Origin of the sequence: Klebsiella sp. 4_1_44FAA, from assembly GCF_000238715.1 — a bacterium.
Taxonomy (GTDB): domain Bacteria; phylum Pseudomonadota; class Gammaproteobacteria; order Enterobacterales; family Enterobacteriaceae; genus Klebsiella; species Klebsiella pneumoniae.
Window position 1 is genome coordinate 387,415 of sequence record NZ_JH414800.1, and the last position, 20,303, is coordinate 407,717.

At 59.4% G+C, this 20,303-nt stretch carries 20 protein-coding genes; 8 read left to right on the forward strand and 12 right to left on the reverse strand.

Features of this window, described 5'->3' with window-relative positions; genetic code table 11:
- Positions 1-5: 5 nt before the first annotated feature.
- Genes recJ through xerD form a run of 3 tightly spaced genes read right to left on the reverse strand, consistent with a single transcriptional unit; the run spans position 6 to position 3,377 of the window.
- On the reverse strand, positions 6-1,739 hold the full coding sequence (recJ, locus tag HMPREF1024_RS13540; RefSeq protein WP_004149758.1) for a single-stranded-DNA-specific exonuclease RecJ: 1,734 nt from the start codon (positions 1,737-1,739) through the stop codon (positions 6-8).
- A gap of 5 nt (positions 1,740-1,744) precedes the next feature.
- Positions 1,745-2,458 (reverse strand): bifunctional protein-disulfide isomerase/oxidoreductase DsbC, encoded by a 714-nt coding sequence (dsbC, locus tag HMPREF1024_RS13535; RefSeq protein WP_004185548.1) that lies wholly within the window; start codon positions 2,456-2,458, stop codon positions 1,745-1,747.
- A gap of 22 nt (positions 2,459-2,480) precedes the next feature.
- Positions 2,481-3,377, reverse strand: a complete 897-nt coding sequence (gene xerD / locus HMPREF1024_RS13530; RefSeq protein ID WP_004144729.1) for a site-specific tyrosine recombinase XerD — start codon at positions 3,375-3,377, stop codon at positions 2,481-2,483.
- Positions 3,378-3,477: 100 nt separating this feature from the next.
- On the opposite strand from xerD, the gene fldB reads away from it, so the two are divergent.
- Entirely contained in the window at positions 3,478-3,999 is a 522-nt protein-coding gene (gene fldB / locus HMPREF1024_RS13525; protein WP_004144730.1) for a flavodoxin FldB, read from the forward strand.
- A 6-nt stretch (positions 4,000-4,005) separates the two neighbouring features.
- Here fldB and HMPREF1024_RS13520 read toward each other — a convergent pair whose 3' ends face one another.
- Complete coding sequence (locus HMPREF1024_RS13520) at positions 4,006-4,416, reverse strand: protein YgfX (protein ID WP_002916310.1); 411 nt, start codon at positions 4,414-4,416, stop codon at positions 4,006-4,008.
- The gene (sdhE, locus tag HMPREF1024_RS13515; RefSeq protein ID WP_002916312.1) at positions 4,397-4,663 is read right to left on the reverse strand and encodes an FAD assembly factor SdhE; all 267 of its coding nucleotides are present in this window, start codon (positions 4,661-4,663) and stop codon (positions 4,397-4,399) included. The genes HMPREF1024_RS13520 and sdhE overlap by 20 nt, the downstream gene beginning before the upstream one ends.
- 245 nt (positions 4,664-4,908) lie before the next feature.
- On the opposite strand from sdhE, the gene ygfZ reads away from it, so the two are divergent.
- Positions 4,909-5,892 (forward strand): tRNA-modifying protein YgfZ, encoded by a 984-nt coding sequence (ygfZ, locus tag HMPREF1024_RS13510; RefSeq protein ID WP_009308615.1) that lies wholly within the window; start codon positions 4,909-4,911, stop codon positions 5,890-5,892.
- Positions 5,893-6,042: 150 nt separating this feature from the next.
- Here ygfZ and HMPREF1024_RS13505 read toward each other — a convergent pair whose 3' ends face one another.
- Both HMPREF1024_RS13505 and yqfB read right to left on the reverse strand, forming a co-directional pair.
- Positions 6,043-6,702 carry a hemolysin III family protein gene (locus HMPREF1024_RS13505; protein ID WP_002916317.1) on the reverse strand — a complete coding sequence of 220 codons (660 nt, stop codon included), beginning with the start codon at positions 6,700-6,702 and terminating at the stop codon, positions 6,043-6,045.
- Between the two features lie 163 nt (positions 6,703-6,865).
- Positions 6,866-7,177, reverse strand: a complete 312-nt coding sequence (gene yqfB, locus HMPREF1024_RS13500; RefSeq protein WP_004144734.1) for a N(4)-acetylcytidine aminohydrolase — start codon at positions 7,175-7,177, stop codon at positions 6,866-6,868.
- 49 nt (positions 7,178-7,226) lie between these two features.
- Between yqfB and HMPREF1024_RS13495 the strand changes: the two genes are divergently transcribed.
- The 6 genes from HMPREF1024_RS13495 (at position 7,227) to HMPREF1024_RS13470 (ending at position 13,156) form a co-directional block, all read left to right on the forward strand.
- Positions 7,227-7,955 (forward strand): MurR/RpiR family transcriptional regulator, encoded by a 729-nt coding sequence (locus tag HMPREF1024_RS13495; RefSeq protein ID WP_002916321.1) that lies wholly within the window; start codon positions 7,227-7,229, stop codon positions 7,953-7,955.
- A gap of 118 nt (positions 7,956-8,073) precedes the next feature.
- The gene (gene bglA / locus HMPREF1024_RS13490; protein WP_002916322.1) at positions 8,074-9,507 is read left to right on the forward strand and encodes a 6-phospho-beta-glucosidase BglA; all 1,434 of its coding nucleotides are present in this window, start codon (positions 8,074-8,076) and stop codon (positions 9,505-9,507) included.
- 124 nt (positions 9,508-9,631) lie between these two features.
- Positions 9,632-9,991 carry a hypothetical protein gene (locus HMPREF1024_RS13485; RefSeq protein WP_004185561.1) on the forward strand — a complete coding sequence of 120 codons (360 nt, stop codon included), beginning with the start codon at positions 9,632-9,634 and terminating at the stop codon, positions 9,989-9,991.
- A 49-nt stretch (positions 9,992-10,040) separates the two neighbouring features.
- Positions 10,041-12,050 carry a protein-disulfide reductase DsbD gene (locus tag HMPREF1024_RS13480; protein ID WP_009308616.1) on the forward strand — a complete coding sequence of 670 codons (2,010 nt, stop codon included), beginning with the start codon at positions 10,041-10,043 and terminating at the stop codon, positions 12,048-12,050.
- Between the two features lies 1 nt (position 12,051).
- A complete protein-coding gene (locus HMPREF1024_RS13475; protein WP_009308617.1) occupies positions 12,052-12,663 on the forward strand; it encodes a DsbA family protein in 612 nt (203 codons plus the stop codon).
- Positions 12,653-13,156, forward strand: a complete 504-nt coding sequence (locus HMPREF1024_RS13470; RefSeq protein WP_009308618.1) for a protein disulfide oxidoreductase — start codon at positions 12,653-12,655, stop codon at positions 13,154-13,156. Before HMPREF1024_RS13475 ends, HMPREF1024_RS13470 begins: the two co-directional genes overlap by 11 nt.
- Before the next feature lie 120 nt (positions 13,157-13,276).
- Here HMPREF1024_RS13470 and HMPREF1024_RS13465 read toward each other — a convergent pair whose 3' ends face one another.
- The 5 genes from HMPREF1024_RS13465 to ubiI all read right to left on the reverse strand — a co-directional run bounded on the left by HMPREF1024_RS13465 (position 13,277) and on the right by ubiI (position 20,296).
- Positions 13,277-14,020, reverse strand: coding sequence for an SDR family oxidoreductase (locus HMPREF1024_RS13465; protein WP_004174442.1), 744 nt, complete (start codon positions 14,018-14,020; stop codon positions 13,277-13,279).
- Positions 14,021-14,082: 62 nt separating this feature from the next.
- Positions 14,083-16,956 carry an aminomethyl-transferring glycine dehydrogenase gene (gene gcvP / locus HMPREF1024_RS13460; protein ID WP_004185590.1) on the reverse strand — a complete coding sequence of 958 codons (2,874 nt, stop codon included), beginning with the start codon at positions 16,954-16,956 and terminating at the stop codon, positions 14,083-14,085.
- Between the two features lie 206 nt (positions 16,957-17,162).
- On the reverse strand, positions 17,163-17,552 hold the full coding sequence (gene gcvH, locus HMPREF1024_RS13455) for a glycine cleavage system protein GcvH (RefSeq protein WP_002916479.1): 390 nt from the start codon (positions 17,550-17,552) through the stop codon (positions 17,163-17,165).
- 24 nt (positions 17,553-17,576) lie between these two features.
- The gene (gene gcvT, locus HMPREF1024_RS13450; protein ID WP_002916480.1) at positions 17,577-18,671 is read right to left on the reverse strand and encodes a glycine cleavage system aminomethyltransferase GcvT; all 1,095 of its coding nucleotides are present in this window, start codon (positions 18,669-18,671) and stop codon (positions 17,577-17,579) included.
- Between the two features lie 422 nt (positions 18,672-19,093).
- Positions 19,094-20,296: an FAD-dependent 2-octaprenylphenol hydroxylase gene (gene ubiI, locus HMPREF1024_RS13445; RefSeq protein WP_009308619.1), complete on the reverse strand. Its 1,203-nt coding sequence runs from the start codon at positions 20,294-20,296 to the stop codon at positions 19,094-19,096.
- Positions 20,297-20,303 lie beyond the last annotated feature (7 nt).

Here is a 20,303-nt window from a genome sequence, read left to right on the forward strand (position 1 = left end):
TGTTGTCAATTTGGCCAGAGGTGATCGATGATCAGCTGCAGGCTACGGTTGCCGCGGAACTCGTTGATGTCGAGCTTGTAGGCTAACTGGACTTCACGCACGCCGTTATCCGGCCAGATGGAAGTATCAACGTTGAAGGCGATACCGTCCAGCAGCGGCCCGCCGTCAACCGGTTCGACCATCACCTTCAGGTGACGCTCGCCCACCAGCCGCTGCTGCAGCAGGCGAAAACGACCGTCAAATAGCGGTTCCGGGAACATCTGCCCCCACGGCCCGGCGTCGCGCAGCATCTGCGCCACTTCCATGCTCATCTCCGCCGCCGCCAGCGGGCCATCGGAAACCACCTCGCCCTGCAACAGCGCAGGATCCAGCCATTCGGTCACCAGCTCGCCGAAGCGCTGTTGAAACTCTTCAAAACGCGCCTCCTCCAGCGATAAGCCCGCCGCCATCGCGTGGCCGCCGAACTTCAGGATTAGCCCGGGATAAAGCGTATCAAGGCGCTCCAGCGCATCGCGCATATGCAACCCCTGAATGGAACGGCCGGAGCCTTTCAGCGTGCCGTCGCCGGTAGGCGCAAAAGCGATAACCGGGCGATGGAAGCGCTCCTTAATCCGCGAGGCGAGAATGCCGACTACCCCTTGATGCCATTGCGGATGGTACATCGCCAGCCCGCCGGGCAGGGTATCGGCGCTGCGCTCCAGCTGCTGACAGAGCGTTAGCGCTTCCGCCTGCATCCCCTGCTCAATCTCTTTGCGCGTCTGATTAAGCGCATCGAGCTCGTTGGCCAGCACCCGCGCTTCGCCGATGTTGTCGCACAGCAGCAGCGCGACGCCGACCGACATGTCGTCCAGCCGTCCCGCCGCGTTCAGGCGCGGCCCGAGGGCGAAACCGAGGTCGCTGGCCGCCAGCTTTTGCGGATCGCGGTTGGCAATTTCCAGCAGCGCCTTAATACCGGGCCGACATTTGCCGGCGCGAATGCGGCTTAACCCCTGCCAGGTGAGGATACGGTTGTTAGCATCCAGCGGCACGACGTCCGCGACGGTGCCAAGCGCCACCAGATCCAGCAGCTCGGCAAGGTTCGGCGCGGGGATGCCGCGAGCGTCGAACCAGCCTTTATCGCGCAGAAAAGTGCGCAGCGCCAGCATCAGATAAAACGCCACCCCCACCCCGGCCAGTGATTTTGACGGGAAGTCGCAATCGCGCAGGTTGGGATTAACGATAGCTTCCGCCGCCGGCAGCGTCTCGCCCGGCAGATGGTGATCGGTCACCAGCACCGGGATCCCCAGCGCATGGGCATGATCGACGCCGGCATGGGACGAGATCCCGTTGTCGACGGTCATGATCATCTGCGCGCCGCGAGCATGGGCCTGATCGACCACTTCCGGGCTTAAACCGTAGCCGTCTTCAAAGCGGTTCGGCACCAGATAGGAGACGTTGCCGTAACCCAGCGCGCGCAGGGCCAACACGCTGAGCGCGGTGCTGGTGGCGCCGTCGGCGTCAAAATCACCGACCACCACGATGTGCAACCCTTTCTGGAACGCGTCATGCAGCATCTCGACCGCTTTTTCAACGCCGGTGAGCTGCGTCCAGGGGAGCATGCCTTTGACGCTGCGCTCCAGCTCCTGCGCGCTGCGCACCCCGCGGCTGGCATATAGCCGCTGCAGCAGCGGCGGCAGGTCGGCGGGGAGTTCGACGCCGTCAACCGCCTCGCGGCGGCGTAGTTGTATCTGTTGTTTCACGCGAATCAGTTACCGCTTGTCTGTTTTTTGTGCTCATCGAGGAACGCCTTCAGCTCTTTCGGCCCCTGATAGCCCGGCAGCACCATGCCGTTACTGAGGACCATCGCCGGGGTGCCGTTGACGCCCATCTGCACGCCGAGGGTGTAATGTTTGGCGATATCTACGTTGCAGCTCGCCGGCTGCACGCCTTTACCATTCATGGCGTCATCCAGCGCTTTGTTGCGATCTTTCGCGCACCAGATGGCCTTCATGTCCTGCTCCGCCTGGCTTTGCAGACCCTGTCGCGGGAAAGCCAGATAGCGCACGGTGATCCCCAGCGCGTTGTAGTCGCTCATCTGCTCGTGCAGTTTATGACAGTAGCCGCAGGTAATATCGGTGAAGACGGTGATGACGTGCTGCTCCTTCGGCGCTTTGTAGACAATCATCTCATTGCTCAGCGCGTTCAGCTTACCCAGCAGCAGCTGGTTGGTGACGTTGACCGGCTGCGCGCCGCTCACGTCGTACATCGGCCCCTGGATGATATGTTTGCCGTCGTCGGTCACGTACAGCACGCCGCTGTCGGTCAGCACCGTGCTCATCCCGGAAACCGGCGATGGTTGAATATCGGTGCTCTGCACACCCAGCTTCGCCAGCGACTGTTTAATTGCCGCGCTATCGGCGTGCGCCGCTCCTGAAAGGGAGGCCGCCAGCAGGGTGAACATCAATAAACCTTTTTTCATACTCAGTCCTTTTGTTCAGCACTCACGCCCGCGGGTGGTGCTGTTGATGAAGTTGTCGCAGACGCTCGGTCGCCACGTGGGTGTATATCTGCGTGGTGGAGAGATCGCTGTGTCCTAACAGCATCTGCACCACGCGCAGATCGGCGCCATGATTGAGCAAATGCGTGGCGAACGCATGGCGTAACACGTGCGGGGAAAGCTTTTCGCTGTCGATCCCCGCCAGTACGGCATAGTGTTTAATCCGATGCCAGAAGGTCTGGCGCGTCATCTGCTGGGCGCGCTGGCTGGGAAATAAGACATCCGACGCCACGCCGTTCAGCAGCCAGGGGCGACCATACTCGAGGTAATTTTCCACCCACAGTACCGCCTCTTCCCCCAGCGGCACCAGCCGCTCTTTGTTGCCTTTTCCCACCACCCGCAGCACGCCCTGCCGCAGGCTGATGTCGCTCATCGTCAGCCCCACCAGCTCCGAGACGCGCAGGCCGGTGGCATACAGCACCTCCAGCATCGCTTTATCGCGCAATTCCAGCGGCTGCTCCACCAGCGGCGCCTGCAGCAGGCGCTCAACCTGCGCCTCACTGAGATCTTTTGGCAGCCGCTGCGGTAGCTTCGGCGAGGCCAGCAGCGCGCTGGGATCGTCCGGGCGAATTTTTTCCCGGTACAGATGCTGGAAAAAACGGCGCACGGCGCTCAGCAGGCGCGCGGTGCTGGTGGCTTTGTAGCCGCCGGACTGCCGCTCAGCCAGCAGCGCCTGCAGATCGTCGCTGCCAACGCTTGCCAGCGACAGGCCGCGATGGTGCAACCACTCAACTAACATCGTCAAATCGCGACGGTAGGCGCTGAGCGTATTCTCCGCCAGGTTGCGCTCCAGCCAAAGGGCATCGAGAAACTGTTCGATTAGTGCCAGATCCTGTTTCACATCGGCCTCTTTGTTCGTTAAACGCTCTCATTATGCCTTAAGAGGACGCCTTTCTGGTACACTGCCCGCCATTCACGGCAAGAATCGAGATGTTTACGCGATGAATATAGGTCTGTTTTACGGCTCCAGTACCTGCTACACCGAAATGGCCGCGGAGAAAATCCGCGATATCATCGGCCCCGAACTGGTGACGCTGCACAATCTGAAAGATGACTCCCCCGCGCTGATGAGCCAGTACGACGTACTGATCCTTGGCATCCCGACCTGGGATTTCGGCGAAATTCAGGAAGACTGGGAAGCGGTCTGGGATCAGCTGGACACCCTGAACCTCGAGGGAAAGATCGTCGCGCTGTACGGCATGGGCGATCAGCTGGGCTACGGCGAATGGTTCCTTGACGCGCTCGGCATGCTGCATGACAAGCTGGCGACCAAGGGCGTGAAGTTTGTCGGCTACTGGCCAACCGAAGGCTATGAGTTCACCAGCCCGAAACCGGTGATCGCCGATGGCCAACTGTTCGTTGGCCTGGCGCTGGATGAAACCAACCAGTACGACCTGAGCGACGAGCGCATCCAGAGCTGGTGCGAGCAGATCCTCGGCGAAATGGCCGAACACTTTTCCTGACGCGGCTTACTCCTGCGCCGGTTTTTGCAGCACCAGCCGGCGCAGATCGCGCCACTCTCCGGCGTCCATGCTGTCCGCCGCCAGCCAAAGATGCTGTCCGCGCCGGGTATCGACATGGCGCAAACGCAGCAGCATACCGCTATTGATAACCCACGGCGTCCCGAGGATTTCCCATTCGGCGTTTTGCCAGCGAAGACGGGAATCGGTGAGCAGTTTTATCTCCCCGCGACGGGCATGGATCCGCCGCTGGCTGCGCACGCAGTCGAAGACCACCAGCGACAGCAGCAGCAGCCAGATCGGGGTATAGCTCAGCGGCCAGGGAACCAACAGCACCAGGGCCGCCACCACGCCGTGAAGCAGCAGGGAAAACCACTGCGCGCGCCAGGAGATACGGAGATCAGATTGCCACAGGACCACGTTCCCGATTCCGTGTCTGAATTAAGGTTACCATCCGCTGCAGCTCCGCATCGGCCGGTTTGCCGTGGTTCATCAGCCAGTTGAACAGATCCGGATCGTCATTTTCCAGCAGGCGAATGAACAGCTGTTTGTCAGCGTCGCTGAGGGTATCGTACTCATACTCAAAGAACGGCATGATGGAGATGTCGAGTTCGCGCATCCCGCGGCGGCATGCCCAGTGGATACGTGCTTTATTGTTAATGTCCATGTTGACCTTCCAGCAGCAAAATATAGGTTAGTTTAACCCGTTTTCTGCCGTAACTTTACAGGAATATCGCTGAATGCGAGCATCCTTCCATAAAAACCTTAAAATAATGATGGGTTTATTGATTCCCTGCGTCAGGCGGCTGTCTCACGCCAGCGCACAAATGGCCTGTTGAAAGCACTTGCAATGCACTATAGCTCTTTTACCATTGGTCACACACACTGCGTTAAGCGATTCAGGATATGACTATGGCTTTTACACCTTTTCCTCCGCGTCAGCCTTCCTCTTCCGCTCGTCTGCCGTTAACGCTGATGACCCTGGATGACTGGGCGCTGGCGACAATTAGCGGGCCGGACAGCGAAAAATATCTGCAGGGGCAGATTACCGCCGATGTGAGTCATCTCACCGATGCCCAGCATCTGCTTGCCGCCCACTGTGATGCCAAAGGCAAGATGTGGAGCAACCTGCGCGTATTCCGTCGCGAGGGCGGCTTCGCGTGGATTGAGCGCCGCAGCCTGCGCGACGCGCAGCTGACCGAGCTGAAAAAATATGCCGTCTTCTCCAAAGTCACCATTGCCGCCAACGACGATCTGGTTCTGCTGGGAGTAGCCGGCTTCCAGGCGCGCGCCGCGCTGGCGCCGCTGTTCGCCGCCTTGCCCGACGCTGCCACCCAGGTGGTCAGCGAAGGCGCCACCAGCCTGCTGTGGTTTGAACACCCGGGCGAGCGCTTCCTGCTGGTGACCGATGTCGACACCGCCAACCGCGTCACCGACGCGTTGCGCGGCGAAGCGCAGTTTAACAACAGCCAACAGTGGCTGGCGCTGAATATTGAAGCCGGCCTGCCGGTTATCGACAGCGCTAACAGCGGGCAGTTCATTCCGCAGGCCACCAACCTGCAGGCGCTGGGCGGCATCAGCTTCAAAAAAGGCTGCTACACCGGCCAGGAAATGGTCGCGAGGGCGAAATTCCGCGGCGCCAATAAGCGCGCGCTGTGGACGCTGTCAGGGACCGCCAGCCGGGTGCCGGGAGCCGGGGAAGACCTGGAGCTGAAGATGGGCGACAACTGGCGCCGCACCGGTACGGTGCTGGCAGCCGTACAGCTGGATGACGGAAGCCTGATGGTCCAGGTAGTGATGAATAACGACATGGAACCGGACAGCGTGTTCCGTGTACGCGACGATGCCGGCAGCCTGAGCATCAAACCATTGCCGTATTCGCTGGAAGAAAATTAAGGAAAAGTTCCCGGCTTGCGGCGCTTGCGCCTTAGCCGGGCTACCCGGCCGCAGAATATCGTAGCCACGGTAAGCGTAGCGCCACCGTGGAATTTCCAGGCCGTAGAGTATTGTAGCCACGGTAAGCGCAGCGCCACCGTGGGATGTTTATCAGGACTGGCCGATGTAAAGATAAATCGCCAGGAAGTGACACACGCTGCCGCCGAGCACGAAGCCGTGCCAGATAGCGTGGTTATAAGGAATACGTTTGCAGACGTAGAAGATGACCCCCAGCGAGTACACCACCCCGCCAACCGCCAGCAGCGTTACCCCGCCCACCGCCAGCTTCACTGCCAGCTGATAGACCACGATAAGCGACAGCCAGCCCATGGTCAGATAGGTCACCAGCGACAAAATTTTAAAGCGGTGCGCGATGGTCAGCTTAAACAGGATCCCCAGCAGCGCCAGGCTCCAGATGACGATCATCAGCCCCTTCGCCAGCGGTGAATTCAACCCCACCAGCAAAAACGGCGTGTAGGTCCCGGCAATCAGCAAATAGATGGCGCAGTGGTCGAATTTCTTCAGCCACTGTTTCGCCCGCTGATGCGGGATCGCGTGATAGAGCGTGGAAGCGAGGAACAGCATAATCATGCTGCCGCCGTACAGGCTGTAGCTGGCGATCGCCGTCGCGCTGGCGTTTGTATCCGCCGCCTGCACCAGCAGCAACACAAGGCCGACGATACCGAACACCAGCCCGATCCCGTGGCTGATGCTGTTGGCAACTTCCTCTGCCAGAGAATATCCCTGAGTGATTAATGGTTTGCGAACCATACTGGACTCCGTGAAAACAAGAACGCTTTCATTGCCCACTTAGGGTAACTGAGAATGATTCCAGTGAACACCTGTTAGCTAAAATAAAACGATGTATATTTGTAAATACTTTAAAATCATAAAGTTATATTTTTATTTCAACTCACAGCTGTTCCTGATTATCTTAAAGCGTTTTGAATTCAATGACATAAAACTGGCTCTCGCCAGGATAGATGTCGCTGATGACCTGCCGCAGCTGCCCGAGAGTCATATTCTCCTGTTGCGCATGCTGTTCGGTCAGCGTATCGAGCGTCACCGTCGAGGTCGCGGTCACGGCGATGGTGCAAAAATAGCCGTCATCTTCATAGCGCCCAACGCGCAGCACATCGCCGGGCTTAAAGTGCGACTCCGCTGCATCGCGAATGGTGATGGTTTTGCGCCCGGCGAGGATGTCGTCCTGAAAACGCTGAAAAAAGGTAATGTCATTGGCCTGCATGATATAATTCCGTCCTGGTCATTATGAATTGTGAGTTCGCCCTGTGAGTATGTTCTCCCACGCCGCTGTCGCCAGTCTCAATAATCTTGAGATGATGGTCTACCACTACGTCATTAAAAATCGTGACAAAGTGATGTACATGACCATCCGCGAACTGGCCGAGGCCGCCGGGGTCTCCACGACCACCGTGTTACGCTTCTGCCGCAAACTGCAGTGCGAGGGCTACTCTGAATTTCGCGTGCGCTTTAAATTATATCTCGAGCAGAATGAGCCTCAACAGGCAAATATCGGCGCCAGCGAAATAATGAGCTTTTTTAAAAGCGTCAATAATGACGAGTTCGATGAATTACTCGAGCAGGCCGTCGATATTATTCTCGCCTCCGAACGTATTATTTTTGTCGGCGCCGGCACCTCCGGCGCGCTGGCGAAATATGGCGCACGCTTCTTCTCCAACGTCGGTAAATTCAGCAACCATATTGACGACCCCTATTTTCCGGTAACCAACGATATGGCCCGCAACGCGCTGGCGATCGTGCTTTCCGTCTCTGGCGAGACGGAAGAGATCCTGCGCTTTGCCAGCCAGTTCAGCCTACATCATTGCAAGGTGATGTCGATTACCAGCCATGAGCATTCGCGGCTGGCCAAACTGGCTGATTTCAATCTCTCCTGGCACGTGCCGCAGACGCGCATTGGCGGCGTCTACGATATTACAACGCAAATTCCAGTGATCTATATTCTCGAATCCCTCGGACGTAAATTAGCGCGCAAAATCAGCTAAAAATAACAGCCTGTTTTTTTGATGTAACATATTACCTTTGGCGGAATTTGTTATATCGTGACATTGACTTTCACTTTGCTAGACTCGAGAACAATAGTTATTAGAGAGATTAGCCAGGATGAAAAAATTAACCCTTCCGAAAGATTTTTTATGGGGTGGCGCGGTCGCCGCGCATCAGGTTGAAGGCGGCTGGGATCAGGGCGGCAAAGGCCCCAGCATCTGCGATGTGTTGACCGGCGGGGCGCACGGCGTGCCGCGCGAAATCACTCACCAGGTCGAAGCGGGAAAATACTACCCGAACCACGAAGCCGTCGACTTCTACGGTCGCTACAAAGAAGACATCAAACTGTTCGCCGAGATGGGCTTCAAATGCTTCCGCACCTCTATCGCCTGGACCCGCATCTTCCCGCAGGGTGACGAAACCCAGCCGAATGAAGAGGGACTGAAGTTCTACGACGACATGTTCGACGAGCTGCTGAAATACAACATCGAGCCGGTGATCACCCTCTCCCACTTCGAGATGCCCCTGCACCTGGTGCAGCAGTATGGCGGCTGGACCAACCGCAAAGTGGTCGATTTCTTTGTGCGCTTTGCCGAAGTGGTCTTCGAGCGCTATAAGCACAAAGTGAAATACTGGATGACCTTTAACGAGATCAACAACCAGCGCAACTGGCGCGCGCCGCTGTTCGGCTACTGCTGCTCCGGGGTGGTCTATACCGAGCATGACAATCCGGAAGAGACCATGTACCAGGTGCTGCACCACCAGTTCGTGGCCAGCGCGCTGGCGGTGAAAGCGGCGCGGCGCATCAACCCGGACATGCAGGTCGGCTGCATGCTGGCGATGGTCGCCCTCTACCCTTACTCCTGCAAACCGGAAGATGTCATGTTCGCCCAGGAGTCGATGCGCGAGCGCTACGTCTTTACCGACGTCCAGCTGCGTGGTTACTACCCGAGCTATGTGTTGAATGAATGGGAACGCCGCGGCTTCAACATCAGGATGGAAGACGGCGACGCGCAGATCCTGCGCGAAGGTACCTGCGCCTATCTCGGCTTCAGCTACTACATGACCAACGCGGTGAAAGCCGAGGGCGGCACCGGCGATGCCATTTCCGGTTTCGAAGGCAGCGTGCCGAACCCGCACGTCAAAGCCTCCGACTGGGGCTGGCAGATTGACCCGGTCGGCCTGCGCTATTCTCTGTGTGAACTGTATGAGCGTTATCAGAAGCCGCTGTTTATCGTGGAAAACGGCTTTGGCGCCTACGACAAAGTAGAAGCCGACGGCAGCATCAACGATGACTACCGCATCGACTACCTGCGCGCCCACATCGAAGAGATGATCAAAGCGGTCACTTATGACGGCGTCGATCTGCTGGGCTATACCCCATGGGGCTGCATCGACTGCGTCTCCTTCACCACCGGGCAGTACAGCAAACGCTACGGCTTCATCTACGTCAACAAACACGACGATGGCACCGGCGACATGTCCCGCTCGCGCAAGAAGAGCTTTAACTGGTACAAAGAGGTCATCGCCAGCAACGGTGAGAACCTGTAACTAACCGCCCTCTCCCGGCCGGGGGAGGGCTAATTGCTTATCCGCCAGACACTTCTTTACAGCTTTACCATTGCCAAAACCCGTTCGCCCGTTAAGATAAGCCTCGTGAATATTTGAGGCAATCATGATTAAGCGACAACGCAAAGCCATTCTTTTTGTCCTCCTGGCCTGTCTGGTGGTGCTAACCTGCACCGCTCAACGGATGGCCGGGATGCACGCGCTGGTCATGAACCTCACCGCCGACAGCCCGTCGCTACAGCAAAACCAGGATCAGGCCGAGGCGCCGGTCACGCCGTGCGAGCTCAGCGCCAAGTCGCTGATGGCCGTTCCGCCGATGCTGTTTGAAGGGGCGCTGTTGGCTATCACCCTGCTGCTGGCGGTGCTGGCGGCGATCCCGCCGCGTATCGAACGCCAGTGGCCTCCCCGCGTTATCTCCTCACCCCGATTGCGGGTGCATCTGCGATTATGCGTCTTCCGTGAGTGATTGATTCTCCTGACAGTTCAGGTTAATTCATCACTTACGGAGCAAACTTATGTATATGGTATTCAGGCGACTACTGGTCTGCCTGCTTTGGCTATGGCTGCCCGTCAGCCAGGCCGCCGACAGCGGCTGGCTGCGCGCCGCCGACAATCAACACGCCAGCGTGCGCCTGCGGGCGCAAACCGAGAGCAATGGCGACACTCGCCTGCTTTTAGACGTAGCGCTGGAAAAGGGCTGGAAAACCTACTGGCGCTCGCCAGGGGAAGGCGGCATCGCGCCGGCTATCGCCTGGCACACGCCGCTGGAGGTGAACTGGCGCTGGCCGACGCCGCAGCGCTTCGACGTCGCGGGCATTTCCACTCAGGGCTATCACGGCGACGTCAGCTTCCCGATGACGCTGCGCGGGAAGATACCGCCGACGCTTAGCGGCGTCCTGACGCTCTCTACCTGCAGCAATGTCTGCATTCTCACTGACTACCCCTTTTCGCTGGATATGACGACTCCGGCGGGGGAGCGATTTAATTATGATTTTACCCGCGCGATGGGCACACTGCCGCTGCGCGATGGCCTGACTTCGCAGCTGACCGCCAGCTACGTCAGCGGCAAACTGACGGTGACCGCCCGCCGCGATGCCGGCTGGCAGCAGCCAGCGCTGTTTATCGACAGCATGGAGGATGTCGATTTCGGCAAGCCGAGCTTTACCACCCGCAGCGATACGCTGACCGCCACCGTACCGGTCACCGATAGCTGGGGCGAAGCGGCGCCGGATCTGCGCGGTAAAACCTTGTCGCTGGTGCTGGCCGATAGCGGTCAGGCGCAGGAAAGCCAAGTCGCCGTCGCCGCCGGCAGCGCCGCGCCGGGGCTGGCGTTAGGCTGGGTGCTGCTGATGGCGCTGGCCGGCGGGCTAATTCTCAACGTCATGCCCTGCGTGCTGCCGGTGCTGGCGATGAAGCTCGGCTCGCTGGTGCAAACCGAAGGTCGCGAACGCGGCGCGGTGCGGCGGCAGTTCCTCGCCTCGGTATTTGGGATCGTCGTCTCGTTCCTGGCGCTGGCGCTGATGATGACCGCGCTACGCCTGGGGAATCAGGCGCTCGGCTGGGGCATCCAGTTCCAGAACCCGTGGTTTATCGGCGCGATGGCGCTGGTGATGGTGCTGTTCAGCGCCAGTTTATTGGGGCTGTTCGAAATCCGCCTATCCTCCAGCGCCAGCACCTTCCTCGCCACCCGCGGCGGCAACGGCTTAATGGGCCATTTCTGGCAGGGCGCCTTCGCCACCCTGCTGGCGACGCCCTGCACCGCGCCGTTCCTCGGCACCGCCGTGTCGGTGGCGCTGGTGGCGCCCCTGCCGCTGCTGTGGGGCATTTTCTTCGCCATGGGGATCGGCATGAGCCTGCCGTGGCTGCTGATCGTTGCCTGGCCGGGTCTGGCGCAACGACTGCCACGCCCGGGCCGCTGGATGAATCATCTGCGGGTGGTGCTGGGGCTAATGATGCTTGGTTCAGCGCTATGGCTGGTCAGCCTGCTGACGATCCACATCGGCCGTACGCCGGTGCTTACCCTGCTGGTGATGCTGGCCATCGCCCTGCTAGTGGCCACCGCCTGGCGCTACCGCTGGCGGACGGCGCTGCGCGCGGGCGCCCTGGCCATCGTGGTGGCGGGCGCCGTCGCCTTTGTTGCCCAACAGGACGGCCAGGGCCCGCGCCGCGACCGGGTTAACTGGCAGCCGCTCAGCGAGCAGGCTATCGCCAGCGCCCTGGCGGAGCATAAACGGGTATTTATTGATGTCACCGCCGACTGGTGCGTGACCTGTAAAGCCAATAAATACAACGTGCTGCTGCGCGACGACGTCCAGCAGGCGCTGTTAGCGCCAGATGTGATCGCCTTACGCGGCGACTGGAGCCGCCCCTCCGCTGACATTAGTCAGTTTTTAACCGCACGCGGCAGCGCCGCGGTGCCGTTTAACCAGATTTACGGACCGGAATTGCCGCAGGGACAGATTCTGCCTGCGCTGTTAGACCGCGAACACCTTCTCGCCACCCTGTCCGCCGCTAAAGGAAAATAACATGAGAGCTATCACCGCCTTATTACTGCTGTGCGTATCGGCCTTCAGCTTCGCCGCCCCGGCGGAAGAACCACAATCGAACGGTAATGACCAGTTAGCCCAGCTGCTGTTTAACGATCCGAATAGCCCGCGCACCGGCGCGAAAGAGCCAAAACTCACAATCGTCTCGTTTACCGATTACAACTGCCCTTACTGCAAACAGTTTGATCCCCTGCTGGAAAAAATCGTCCACGATAATCCGGACATCCAGCTCATCGTTAAGCTGCTGCCGTTTAAAGGGCAGAGTTCGGTGAATGCCGCTAAAATCGCGCTCTCCACCTGGCGTCAGCAGCCCGATAAATTCTGGGCGCTGCATCAGCGGCTGATGGCGAAAAAAGGCTATCACGATGACGCCAGTATCGCCGCCGCGCAGAAGAAAACCGCTACCGATAGCGTAAATATCGATGACAAGACCATGGATTCGCTGAAGATGAACCTGATTTTGTCGCAGGTGCTGAATATTCAGGGCACCCCGGCAACGATCATCGGCGATCAGATGGTGGCCGGCGCGATCCCTGCTGAAGACTTGGAGGGGCTGGTGAAAGAACAGCTGGCGAAAGCCCGTGGCCAGTAAAATCAGGCGCTGGCTGCGCGAGCTGGCGGTGTGGCTGCTGATTGGCGCGGCGGTGAGCCTGGCGGTGGATTATTTTCGCCAGCCCGCGCTGCCGCAAAACGTCAGCGCCACATCGCTGCAGACACTCGACGGCAGGACGCTGGATCTGAACGCCATGAGCCAGCAAAAGCCGCTGCTGCTGTACGTCTGGGCGACCTGGTGCGGAGTCTGTCGCTATACCACGCCGTCGGTGGCATCGCTTGCCGCCGACGGCGGCAATGTGCTGACGGTAGCCCTGCGTTCCGGCGATAACGCCGCGCTGGAGAAGTGGCTGACCAGGAAGAAACTGGCGCTGCCGACGGTGAATGATCCAAGCGGCCAGCTGGCGCGGCAGTGGGATATCCAGGTAACGCCAACGCTGGTGGTCATTTCTCAAGGCGAGGTGAAGTCGGTTACCACCGGCTGGACCAGCAGTTGGGGAATGCGCCTGCGGCTGTGGCTGGCCTCCTGGTAGACCGTCGGGCTTTAGCGGTTTTTATGCCGGGTAAGGCGTATCCGCCACCCGGCCTACCATTCGGCTTTGACCCCGTAGGGCCGGCAAGCGCAGCGCCGCCGGGCAATAGACATCTACGGGTTATTTCCCGCCCGCCAGTTCAAGGAAGCTACCCGTCACATACGACGCTTTGTCGCTCAGCAGCCAGGCAATGGCCTGAGCGACCTCTTCCGGCTGGCCGCCGCGCTGCATCGGTAGCGAACCTTTCACTCGATCCACGCGTCCCGGCTCACCGCCGGAGGCGTGCATCTCGGTATAAATCAGCCCCGGACGCACGCCGTTGACCCGGATCCCCTGCGCCGCCACCTCCAGCGCCAGCCCGGTGGTCAGGGTATCTACCGCCCCTTTCGACGCGGCATAGTCAACGTACTCCCCCGGCGCGCCAAGGCGCGAGGCCGCCGACGAAACGTTAACTATCGCCCCGCCCTTGCCGCCATGCCGATGTGACATGCGCTTTACCGCCTCACGGCAACAGAGGAAGTAACCGGTGACGTTGGTGGCCAGCACGCGGTTAATACGCTCGGCGCTCAGGCTCTCCACCGTACACTGGGTAAACAGGATCCCGGCGTTGTTGACCAGCGCCGTCAGCGGCTCGCCCATGCGGTCGATCGCCTCAAACATCGCCATCACCTGCGCTTCATCGCTGATGTCCGCCCGCAGCGCCGTGGCTTTGCCGCCAGACGCCACAATGGTATTCACCACCTCGGTGGCGGCGTTAATGTTGTGATGGTAATTGACCGCCACGGTATATCCTTCCTGCGCCAACAGCAGCGCCGTCGCCCGGCCTATGCCGCGGCTCGCGCCGCTAATAAGAGCTATTCCCATACCTTCCCTCCAAAAAAATAAAGGCGCCGCAGCGCCTTTAAAAGTTTAGCTAAAACGCAAACTTACTGGTATTCGCTCATCGGCACGCAGGAGCAGAACAGGTTGCGGTCGCCGTAGACATCATCCAGACGTTTCACCGTCGGCCAGTACTTGTTGTGCAACCCTGCCGGGAATACCGCCAGCTCACGGCTGTACGGATGGTTCCACTCGCCCACCAGCTCGCCCTGGGTGTGTGGCGCGTTCACCAGAGGGTTATCCTCCAACGGCCATTCGCCGGCTTTGACGCGGTCGATTTCCGCGCGGATCGCCAGCATCGCGTCGATAAAGCGGTCCAGCTCGACCTTGCTTTCCGATTCCGTCGGCTCAACCATCAGCGTCCCCGCTACCGGGAAAGACATGGTCGGGGCATGGAAGCCAAAGTCGATCAGGCGCTTGGCGATATCCAGCTCGCTAATGCCGGTCTCTTCTTTCAGCGGACGAATATCGAGAATGCATTCGTGCGCTACGCGACCATCGCGACCGGTGTAGAGCACCGGGTAGGCGTCTTTCAGTCGGGTAGCGATGTAGTTGGCGTTAAGGATCGCGTTCTGGCTCGCCTGCTTCAGCCCTTCCGCGCCCATCATGCGGATATACATCCAGCTGATCGGCAAAATGGACGCGCTGCCGAACGGCGCGGCGGAAACCGCGCCCTGGCGGGTCAGCATACCTTCAATCTGTACCACGCTGTGGCCCGGCACGAACGGCGCCAGGTGCGCTTTCACGCCGATTGGGCCCATGCCCGGGCCGCCGCCGCCGTGCGGAATGCAGAACGTTTTATGCAGGTTGAGGTGCGAAACGTCGGCGCCGATAAAGCCCGGAGAGGTGATCCCGACCTGGGCGTTCATGTTGGCGCCGTCGAGATAAACCTGGCCGCCAAACTGGTGCACGATCTCGCACACTTCGCGAATGGTCTCTTCATACACGCCGTGGGTCGACGGATAGGTGACCATGATGCAGGAGAGATTGGCCCCCGCCTGCTCTGCTTTTTCACGCAGATCGGCGAGATCGATGTTGCCGTTTTTATCACAGGCAACGACCACTACCTGCATACCCGCCATCTGCGCGGAAGCCGGGTTGGTGCCGTGCGCGGAGCTAGGGATCAGGCAGATATCGCGATGGCCTTCGTTGCGGCTCTCGTGATAATGGCGAATCGCCAGCAGGCCAGCATATTCACCCTGCGCGCCGGAGTTCGGCTGCATGCAGACGGCGTCATAGCCGGTCAGTTTCACCAGCCAGTCGGAAAGCTGGGCGATCATCTGCTGATACCCTTCCGCCTGCTCGACCGGGCAGAACGGGTGCAGCTCGGCGAATTCCGGCCAGGTGATCGGGATCATCTCCGCCGCGGCGTTCAGTTTCATGGTGCAGGAGCCCAGCGGGATCATCGCCTGGTTCAGCGCCAGATCTTTACGCTCCAGGGCGTGCATGTAGCGCATCATCTCGGTTTCGCTATGGTAGCGGTTAAACACCGGATGGGTGAGGATCGCATCGTCGCGCAGCATCGCCGCCGGGATCGAACGGCTATCCAGCGCCACGTCTTTATCCAGGGTATCGATATCCAGACCGTGATCGTCGCCGACGATAGCGCGGAACAGGTTCAGCACATCTTCGCGGGTGGTCGCTTCATCGAGCGTAATGCCCACCGCGCCGTGAATATCGCTGCGCAGGTTAATCTGCAGGGCTTCGGCACGCGCCAGCACCGCGGCTTTATCCGCCACTTCGACGCACAGGGTGTCGAAGTAGTGGGCATGGCGCAGCTTCAGCCCTTTCTTCTGCAGGCCGTCGGCCAGAATGTCGGTCAGACGATGAATGCGACCAGCGATACGTTTCAGACCCGCCGGGCCGTGGAATACCGCGTACAGGCTGGCGATGTTGGCCAGCAGCACCTGCGAGGTACAAATGTTGGAGTTCGCTTTCTCACGGCGGATGTGCTGCTCGCGAGTCTGCATCGCCATGCGCAGCGCGGTATTCCCCGCCGCATCTTTCGATACGCCGATAATCCGGCCCGGCATGGAGCGTTTGAATTCATCTTTCGCCGCGAAGAAGGCCGCGTGCGGGCCGCCGTAGCCCATCGGCACGCCGAAGCGTTGGGCGGAGCCGAAGACGATATCCGCGCCCTGCTTGCCCGGCGCCGTCAGCAGCACCAGCGTCATAAAGTCGGCGGCGACGCTGACTATCACTTTGCGCGCTTTCAGCTCGGCGATCAGTTTGCTGTAATCGTGGATTTCGCCGGTGGTGCCCACCTGCTGCAGCAGCACACCGAAGACATCCTGGTGATCGAGCACTTTGTCGGCGTCATCGACGATCACGTCGAAGCCGAAGGTTTCCGCACGGGTGCGCACCACGTCCAGGGTTTGCGGATGGACATCGGCGGCAACGAAGAAGCGGTTGGCGTTTTTCAGTTTGCTGACGCGTTTGGCCATCGCCATCGCTTCGGCGGCGGCGGTCGCTTCATCGAGCAGCGAAGCGGAAGCGATATCCAGCCCGGTGAGATCGAGAGTGACCTGCTGGAAGTTGAGCAGCGATTCCAGGCGGCCCTGGGAGACTTCCGGCTGGTAAGGGGTATAGGCGGTATACCAGCCCGGGTTTTCCAGCATGTTGCGCTGAATGACCGGCGGCAGCTGCACGGCGGTATAGCCCATGCCGATGTAAGACTTGAAGCGCTTGTTGCGACTGGCAATCGCCTTCAGCTCCGCCAGCGCGGCGAATTCGGTAGTCGCGTCGCCCACCTGCGGTGGGGTCGCCAGCTGGATATCCTGCGGCACAATCTGGCCGATCAGGGCGTTAAGCGAATCCGCGCCGACGGTCTTCAGCATCTCTTGCTGCTGCTGAGCGTCCGGGCCAATGTGACGTTCAATAAAGGCGTCGCGGTTTTCAAGCTGACTTAAAGTCTGAGTCATGAGCGATGGTTCCTGAAACGTGCGGTGAATCGTGGTTGTCTGACTGGTTTGCCCGGCAAGCGCTGATGCTTACCGGGCCAGAATACGCAAAATCATTCGCGTTGCAGGAAGGCGGCGACACAGCGACTCCCCGGGAGCTTACAAAAGTAAGTGACCGGGGGGAGCCAGGAAGCCAACGCCCCTGCAGCGTGAAGGATGAAGCGTATTTATTCGTCTTCCAGTAAAGCTTCATACGCGGCGGCATCCAGCAGCGCGGCAACCTGCGCTTCGTCGCTGGCTTTGATCTTGAAGATCCAGCCGTCGGTATACGGGTCGCTGTTGACCAGTTCCGGAGAGTCGTTCAGCTCTTCGTTGACGGCAACGATTTCACCGCTAATCGGCGCGTAGATATCGGAGGCCGCCTTCACGGATTCGGCAACCGCGCAATCGGCGCCCGCTTCAACGGTGGCGCCCACTTCCGGCAGGTCAACGAAAACCATATCGCCAAGCAGCTCCTGCGCGTGCTCGGTGATCCCTACGGTATAGGTGCCGTCCGCTTCTTTACGCAGCCACTCGTGTTCTTTGCTGTATTTCAGTTCTGCTGGTACGTTGCTCATCAATTCATCTCCAAAAAAGGGAAATCACACAATGGCTTTGCCATTGCGTACAAAACCAGGTTTAGTCACTTTTACCGGCATTTCACGGTTACGGATTTGCACCACCGCGGTGTCGCCAATCCCGGCCGGCACGCGAGCCAGCGCGATGCTGTAGCCCAGCGTCGGCGAGAAGGTGCCGCTGGTGATAATGCCTTCTTTTTGATTACCGTCGCTATCGGTAAAACGGACCGGCAGACCACCGCGCAGGACGCCTTTCTCGGTCATCACCAGGCCAACCAGCTGCTCGGTGCCTTTTTCGCGCTGCATCTCCAGCGCTTCGCGGCCGATGAAGTTACGATCGGCGGGCTCCCAGGCGATAGTCCAGCCCATGTTCGCCGCCAGCGGGGAAACGCCTTCGTCCATCTCCTGGCCGTACAGGTTCATCCCAGCCTCCAGGCGCAGGGTGTCGCGCGCGCCAAGACCGCACGGCTTAACGCCAGCGTCCAGCAGACCGCGCCAGAAATCAGCCGCCTGCTCGTTCGGCATCGCAATTTCATAACCCGCTTCGCCGGTATAGCCGGTGGTGGCGATAAACAGGTCGCCGGCCTGCACGCCGAAGAACGGCTTCATGCCTTCCACGGCCTGACGTTGAGCGTCGGTAAACAGCGTCGCCGCCTTCGCTTTCGCCTGGGGGCCCTGGACCGCGATCAGCGACAGATCGTCGCGAACGGTAATTTCAAGGCCGTAAGGTTCAGCTTGTTCGGAGATCCAGGCGAGGTCTTTTTCGCGGGTGGCGGAGTTAACAACGAGGCGGAAATAATCTTCAGAAAGGAAATAGACAATCAGGTCGTCGATGACGCCGGCGGAGGCGGTCAGCATGCCGGTGTAGAGCGCTTTGCCCGGGGTGGTGAGCTTCGCCACATCGTTGGCCAGCAAATAGCGCAAGAACTCGCGGATCCGGCTGCCGTGGAAATCGACGATGGTCATATGCGACACATCGAACATCCCTGCATCGCCGCGCACCGCATGGTGCTCATCAATCTGGGACCCGTAATGCAGCGGCATCATCCAGCCATGGAAATCCACCATGCGCGCGCCGCACAGCGTGTGTTGTTCATACAACGGAGTCTGTTGAGCCATCTTTTCCTCATCGAATAAAACGGAACCAGCCACGAAATTGTCGGCGATTTTGCGCCACGAAATTCGGCATCGGCATCGCTGACGGACGCCGACGCAAACGTTCTCTTTGGCCTGAACTTACCACCGAACCCGGCGCTAAACCATAAGCTCATTCAGGGCATCACATTAGCTTATGGCTAAAATCCGCCGAAAAGCCTACAGAGTTATTGACTGGAAAAAAGCGATTTACGCCACATAAAATTAACATTAACGGCGCGACAATTAGGTAATGATGGTGTTTTATGCGATTTTACGACTCTAATTTCTTTAACAAAAAAAAGGACGCATTAATAAATCTAATGCGAAAAAAGAGGTGAAATTAGAATATTTCAAATGAGGGGGAAAACCCGGCGCCCAGGCCGGGTGAAAGAAGTGTGACGCGGTTAACGTAACCAGGCAGGCAGATCGTTGAGGCCCATCGCCTGGCGAATCAGCTGCGGTTTCACGCCCGGCAGCGTATCGGCCAGTTTGAGTCCCACATCGCGAAGAAATTTCTTCGCCGGATGGCTCCCGGAGAACATTTCGCGGAAGCCCTGCATGCCCGCCAGCATCAGCGCCGCGCTGTGCTTGCGGCTGCGCTCGTAGCGGCGCAGATAAAGATGCTGGCCGATATCTTTGCCCTGAGCGTGCAGGCGCTTCAGCTCGTCAATAAGCTCGGCGGCATCCATAAAACCGAGGTTGACCCCCTGCCCGGCCAGCGGATGGATGGTATGCGCGGCATCGCCGACCAGCGCCAGCCGGTGGGCGGCAAACTGACGGGCATAGCGGCCGGTCAGCGGGAAAACTTCACGTTCACTTGCCAGTTGGCAGAGGCCAAGGCGATTATCGAACGCGATATTCAGCGCCTGGTTGAAGATGGTTTCATCAGCCTGCTGCATCCGCTGCGCTTCCCCCGGCGATAGCGACCAGACGACCGAGCACAGGTGCGGATCGCTGAGCGGCAGGAAGGCGAGGATCCCGTCGCCATGGAACGCCTGGCGGGCCACCGCCTGATGCGGCTCAGCGGTACGGATGGTCGCCACCAGCGCATGATGATGGTAATCCCAGAAGGTCAGCGGAATATCGGCTTTATTGCGCAGCCATGAATTGGCACCATCGGCGCCGATCACCAGCCGCGCGGTCAGCATGCTGCCGTCCTGCAGGCTGAGAAAGGCTTCATTCTCGCCCCACGCCACCTGCTGAAGTACCGCCGGAGCCAGCAGGGTAACGTCAGCGCAACGCTGCGCCTTCTGCCACAATGCATGATGCACTACGGCATTTTCGATAATATAGCCAAGGTGGCTAAAGCCCATGCTCTGGTCATCGAAGCTAATGTGGCCAAAGCTGTCTTTATCCCACACTTCCATACCGTGATAGCAGCTGGCCCGCTGGGCGACGATCTCGCGCCAGACGTCCAGCTTTGTCAGCAGCTTTTCGCTGGCGGCATTAATTGCCGAAACGCGCAGCGCCGGCGGCGCATCGGCGGCCAGCGGTCGCGGCTCTGCTTTCTCCAGCACTGCGACGCGCAGGCCGCTACCCTGTAGACCGCAGGCTACCGCCAGCCCCACCATTCCACCGCCAACAATGGCAACATCAACACTTTGCACGTTCTAC

What these genes read in the sequence shown, in the direction of transcription:
- dsbC (WP_004185548.1), bottom strand. Translation starts at nt 2,458, where the DNA reads ATGAAAAAAGGTTTATTGATGTTCACCCTGCTGGCGGCCTCCCTTTCA.
- fldB (WP_004144730.1), top strand. Translation starts at nt 3,478, where the DNA reads ATGAATATAGGTCTGTTTTACGGCTCCAGTACCTGCTACACCGAAATG.
- sdhE (WP_002916312.1), bottom strand. Translation starts at nt 4,663, where the DNA reads ATGGACATTAACAATAAAGCACGTATCCACTGGGCATGCCGCCGCGGG.
- ygfZ (WP_009308615.1), top strand. Translation starts at nt 4,909, where the DNA reads ATGGCTTTTACACCTTTTCCTCCGCGTCAGCCTTCCTCTTCCGCTCGT.
- HMPREF1024_RS13505 (WP_002916317.1), bottom strand. Translation starts at nt 6,702, where the DNA reads ATGGTTCGCAAACCATTAATCACTCAGGGATATTCTCTGGCAGAGGAA.
- yqfB (WP_004144734.1), bottom strand. Translation starts at nt 7,177, where the DNA reads ATGCAGGCCAATGACATTACCTTTTTTCAGCGTTTTCAGGACGACATC.
- HMPREF1024_RS13495 (WP_002916321.1), top strand. Translation starts at nt 7,227, where the DNA reads ATGTTCTCCCACGCCGCTGTCGCCAGTCTCAATAATCTTGAGATGATG.
- bglA (WP_002916322.1), top strand. Translation starts at nt 8,074, where the DNA reads ATGAAAAAATTAACCCTTCCGAAAGATTTTTTATGGGGTGGCGCGGTC.
- HMPREF1024_RS13485 (WP_004185561.1), top strand. Translation starts at nt 9,632, where the DNA reads ATGATTAAGCGACAACGCAAAGCCATTCTTTTTGTCCTCCTGGCCTGT.
- HMPREF1024_RS13480 (WP_009308616.1), top strand. Translation starts at nt 10,041, where the DNA reads ATGTATATGGTATTCAGGCGACTACTGGTCTGCCTGCTTTGGCTATGG.
- HMPREF1024_RS13475 (WP_009308617.1), top strand. Translation starts at nt 12,052, where the DNA reads ATGAGAGCTATCACCGCCTTATTACTGCTGTGCGTATCGGCCTTCAGC.
- HMPREF1024_RS13465 (WP_004174442.1), bottom strand. Translation starts at nt 14,020, where the DNA reads ATGGGAATAGCTCTTATTAGCGGCGCGAGCCGCGGCATAGGCCGGGCG.
- gcvP (WP_004185590.1), bottom strand. Translation starts at nt 16,956, where the DNA reads ATGACTCAGACTTTAAGTCAGCTTGAAAACCGCGACGCCTTTATTGAA.
- gcvH (WP_002916479.1), bottom strand. Translation starts at nt 17,552, where the DNA reads ATGAGCAACGTACCAGCAGAACTGAAATACAGCAAAGAACACGAGTGG.
- gcvT (WP_002916480.1), bottom strand. Translation starts at nt 18,671, where the DNA reads ATGGCTCAACAGACTCCGTTGTATGAACAACACACGCTGTGCGGCGCG.